The following is a 5,313-nucleotide window of genomic DNA, read 5'->3' as shown; positions in this document are numbered from 1 at the left end:
TTTGTGCAGTTTAGCGTTTTATCTAACTAAATCAAGTTATTTGTCATGATTTGAACCACAACACCAACTGTTTGGGTGTTGTATAGTCAAGCCTCACGAGTAATTAGTATTGGTCAGCTTCATACGTCACCGTACTTCCACATCCAACCTATCAACGTTGTAGTCTTCAACGGCTCTTTAGAGGACATAAAGTCCTTGGGAAATCTAATCTTGAGGTAGGCTTCCCGCTTAGATGCTTTCAGCGGTTATCCCTTCCGAACATAGCTACCCGGCGATGCGACTGGCGTCACAACCGGTACACCAGAGGTTCGTCCACTCTGGTCCTCTCGTACTAGGAGCAGATCCTCTCAAATTTCCAACGCCCACGGTAGATAGGGACCGAACTGTCTCACGACGTTCTAAACCCAGCTCGCGTACCTCTTTAAATGGCGAACAGCCATACCCTTGGGACCTGCTTCAGCCCCAGGATGAGATGAGCCGACATCGAGGTGCCAAACACCGCCGTCGATATGAACTCTTGGGCGGTATCAGCCTGTTATCCCCAGAGTACCTTTTATCCGTTGAGCGATGGCCCTTCCATACAGAACCACCGGATCACTAAGACCTACTTTCGTACCTGCTCGACTTGTGGGTCTCGCAGTTAAGCGCGCTTTTGCCTTTATACTCTACGCGTGATTTCCGACCACGCTGAGCGCACCTTCGTACTCCTCCGTTACTCTTTAGGAGGAGACCGCCCCAGTCAAACTACCCACCAGACATGGTCCTCGCTCCAGATAATGGAGCAGAGTTAGAACCTCAATATTACCAGGGTGGTATTTCAAGGACGGCTCCATAGAAACTGGCGTTTCTACTTCAAAGCCTCCCACCTATCCTACACAAGTAAGATCAAAGTTCAATGTCAAGCTGCAGTAAAGGTTCACGGGGTCTTTCCGTCTAGCCGCGGGTACACCGCATCTTCACGGCGAATTCGATTTCACTGAGCCTCTGCTGGAGACAGCGCCGCCATCATTATGCCATTCGTGCAGGTCGGAACTTACCCGACAAGGAATTTCGCTACCTTAGGACCGTTATAGTTACGGCCGCCGTTTACTGGGGCTTCGATCAAGAGCTTCGCTTACGCTAACCCCATCAATTAACCTTCCAGCACCGGGCAGGCATCACACCCTATACGTCCACTTTCGTGTTTGCAGAGTGCTATGTTTTTAATAAACAGTTGCAGCGGCCTGGTTTCTGAGGCTGCCAGTAGCTCAAGGAGCAAGTCCTATCACCGCCGGCAGCGTACCTTCTCCCGAAGTTACGGTACCATTTTGCCTAGTTCCTTCAGCAGAGTTCTCTCAAGCGCTTTGGTCTACTCGACCTGACCACCTGTGTCGGTTTCGGGTACGATTCCTGTGTAACTGAAGCTTAGAGACTTTTCCTGGAAGTATGGTATCAGCCACTTCGCTAGTAAACTAGCTTGCTATCGATTCTCAGCATAGAGTACCCCGGATTTGCCTAAGATACATGCCTACAATCTTCCACCTGGACAACCAACGCCAGGCTGACTTAACCTTCTCCGTCCTCTCATCGCATTACACAGAAGTATTGGAATATTAACCAATTTCCCATCGACTACGCCTCTCGGCCTCGCCTTAGGGGTCGACTCACCCAGCCCCGATTAACGTTGGACTGGAACCCTTGGTCTTTCAGCGAACGGGTTTTTCACCCGTTTTATCGTTACTCACGTCAGCATTCGCACTTCTGATACCTCCAGCAGACTTCTCAATCCACCTTCATCGGCTTACAGAACGCTCCCCTACCACTTGCAATAAATTGCAAATCCGCAGCTTCGGTACATAGTTTTAGCCCCGTTACATCTTCCGCGCAGGCCGACTCGACTAGTGAGCTATTACGCTTTCTTTAAAGGGTGGCTGCTTCTAAGCCAACCTCCTAGCTGTCTATGCCTTCCCACATCGTTTCCCACTTAACTATGATTTAGGGACCTTAGCTGGCGGTCTGGATTGTTTTCCTCTTGACTACGGACGTTAGCACCCGCAGTCTGTCTCCCGGATAGTACTCATTGGTATTCGGAGTTTGCATCGGTTTGGTAAGTCGGGATGACCCCCTAGCCGAAACAGTGCTCTACCCCCAATGGTATTCGTCCGAGGCGCTACCTAAATAGCTTTCGGGGAGAACCAGCTATCACCAGGCTTGATTAGCCTTTCACCCCTATCCACAAGTCATCCCCTGGCTTTTCAACGACAGTGGGTTCGGTCCTCCAGTAAGTGTTACCTCACCTTCAACCTGCTCATGGATAGATCGCCTGGTTTCGGGTCTACACCCAGCAACTAAACGCCCTATTAAGACTCGATTTCTCTACGGCTCCCCTATTCGGTTAACCTTGCTACTGAATGTAAGTCGCTGACCCATTATACAAAAGGTACGCAGTCACCACACGAAGTGGCTCCCACTGCTTGTATGCATGCGGTTTCAGGATCTATTTCACTCCCCTCACAGGGGTTCTTTTCGCCTTTCCCTCACGGTACTGGTTCACTATCGGTCAGTCAGGAGTATTTAGCCTTGGAGGATGGTCCCCCCATATTCAGACAAGGTTTCACGTGCCCCGCCCTACTCGACATCATCATGTAAGCCCTTTCGTGTACAGGACTATCACCTACTATGGTTGCACTTCCCAGAGCATTCCACTAAAGCTTACATAACTTAATGGGCTTTTCCCCTTTCGCTCGCCGCTACTGAGGGAATCTCAATTGATTTCTTTTCCTACGGGTACTGAGATGTTTCACTTCCCCGCGTTTGCCTTGCAACACTATGTATTCATGTTGCAATACCTATCTTATGATAGGTGGGTTCCCCCATTCAGAAATCTCCGGATCACAGGATATTTGCCGCCTCCCCGGAGCTTTTCGCAGGCTATCACGTCTTTCATCGCCTCTGACTGCCAAGGCATCCACCACATGCACTTAATTACTTGACTATACAACCCCAAACAGTCGTTCGATCCTACAAGTAGATCGTTCAACATTACAGTTTGAAGTACTGTGTATCTAAACACTGTACAGCTTCAATTCAAATTCATATACCAAAACGCTTGATTCAGTTAATTTCGCTAGTTCTCATTTCAATCACTTCAACTCAATAACTTACGTTATCTCGTTTCCGCTCTTTCTATGAGTATGAACAAATTATTTCAACTCAAATATATGCTGTTAATGATTCACTACGTCTTCGTCAGATCGCAGTCAACTGTGATAAATCACAGAGCTTAATAATCAAGGCGTGCAGTATACACAGCTTTATTACTAAGCTCTATAAGCTATCAACTCGTTTGCTTACTACGTATTCGAATGAATACGTGGTGGAGACTAGGAGAGTCGAACTCCTGACCTCCTGCGTGCAAAGCAGGCGCTCTACCAACTAAGCTAAGTCCCCAGCTTATCATTTAGATCAATGTATCGTATGAGTATGTCATGGTGGGTCTGACAAGACTTGAACTTGTGACCCCACGCTTATCAAGCGTGTGCTCTAACCAACTGAGCTACAGACCCTCAGATACATCGTCATGAAGAACAACTTGTTGTGGATTCTTACCAATCGTCAATCTTTCGTTAAGGAGGTGATCCAGCCGCAGGTTCCCCTACGGCTACCTTGTTACGACTTCACCCCAGTCATCGGCCACACCGTGGTAAGCGTCCTCCTTGCGGTTAGACTACCTACTTCTGGTGCAACAAACTCCCATGGTGTGACGGGCGGTGTGTACAAGGCCCGGGAACGTATTCACCGCGGCATTCTGATCCGCGATTACTAGCGATTCCGACTTCATGGAGTCGAGTTGCAGACTCCAATCCGGACTACGATCGGCTTTTTGAGATTAGCATCCTATCGCTAGGTAGCAACCCTTTGTACCGACCATTGTAGCACGTGTGTAGCCCTGGTCGTAAGGGCCATGATGACTTGACGTCGTCCCCGCCTTCCTCCAGTTTGTCACTGGCAGTATCCTTAAAGTTCCCGGCTTAACCCGCTGGCAAATAAGGAAAAGGGTTGCGCTCGTTGCGGGACTTAACCCAACATCTCACGACACGAGCTGACGACAGCCATGCAGCACCTGTATGTAAGTTCCCGAAGGCACCAATCCATCTCTGGAAAGTTCTTACTATGTCAAGACCAGGTAAGGTTCTTCGCGTTGCATCGAATTAAACCACATGCTCCACCGCTTGTGCGGGCCCCCGTCAATTCATTTGAGTTTTAGTCTTGCGACCGTACTCCCCAGGCGGTCTACTTATCGCGTTAGCTGCGCCACTAAAGCCTCAAAGGCCCCAACGGCTAGTAGACATCGTTTACGGCATGGACTACCAGGGTATCTAATCCTGTTTGCTCCCCATGCTTTCGTACCTCAGCGTCAGTATTAGGCCAGATGGCTGCCTTCGCCATCGGTATTCCTCCAGATCTCTACGCATTTCACCGCTACACCTGGAATTCTACCATCCTCTCCCATACTCTAGCTTCCCAGTATCGAATGCAATTCCCAAGTTAAGCTCGGGGATTTCACATCCGACTTAAAAAGCCGCCTACGCACGCTTTACGCCCAGTAAATCCGATTAACGCTCGCACCCTCTGTATTACCGCGGCTGCTGGCACAGAGTTAGCCGGTGCTTATTCTGCGAGTAACGTCCACTATCCAAGAGTATTAATCTTAGTAGCCTCCTCCTCGCTTAAAGTGCTTTACAACCAAAAGGCCTTCTTCACACACGCGGCATGGCTGGATCAGGCTTCCGCCCATTGTCCAATATTCCCCACTGCTGCCTCCCGTAGGAGTCTGGGCCGTGTCTCAGTCCCAGTGTGGCGGATCATCCTCTCAGACCCGCTACAGATCGTCGCCTTGGTAGGCCTTTACCCCACCAACTAGCTAATCCGACTTAGGCTCATCTATTAGCGCAAGGCCCGAAGGTCCCCTGCTTTCTCCCGTAGGACGTATGCGGTATTAGCATCCCTTTCGAGATGTTGTCCCCCACTAATAGGCAGATTCCTAAGCATTACTCACCCGTCCGCCGCTAGGTCCAGTAGCAAGCTACCTTCCCCCGCTCGACTTGCATGTGTTAAGCCTGCCGCCAGCGTTCAATCTGAGCCATGATCAAACTCTTCAGTTTAAAATCAATAGTACCTAAAGGGTACCAATCTTGGCTCATCAATTACTGACAAAAAATTTGCTCAAATAAACTTCGAGAAATTTCTACCAATTATCAATGATAATATATATCGATCAATCAACCAGTAAAAATCCACACAAGTTGTTCTTCATAATCTCTTAATGATCTT

At 48.9% G+C, this 5,313-nt stretch carries 2 tRNA genes and 2 rRNA genes; all 4 read right to left on the bottom strand.

From position 1 onward, the window contains the following. Positions 1-82 precede the first annotated feature (82 nt). A 23S ribosomal RNA gene (locus tag AC1M9M_RS14735) occupies positions 83-2,974 on the bottom strand. A 379-nt stretch (positions 2,975-3,353) separates the two neighbouring features. Then, positions 3,354-3,429 (bottom strand) — tRNA-Ala (locus AC1M9M_RS14730). A 39-nt stretch (positions 3,430-3,468) separates the two neighbouring features. Beyond that, a tRNA-Ile gene (locus AC1M9M_RS14725) sits at positions 3,469-3,545 on the bottom strand. A gap of 61 nt (positions 3,546-3,606) precedes the next feature. Then, positions 3,607-5,144: ribosomal RNA gene (locus tag AC1M9M_RS14720) — 16S ribosomal RNA — on the bottom strand. The 16S and 23S rRNA genes sit together here with 2 tRNA genes alongside, the layout of an rRNA operon. Positions 5,145-5,313 lie beyond the last annotated feature (169 nt).

It is taken from the genome of Acinetobacter sp. ANC_7503 (assembly GCF_056780035.1).
The sequence above is the reverse complement of the archived record's forward strand: the minus strand, read 5'-3'. Positions and strand labels throughout refer to the sequence as shown.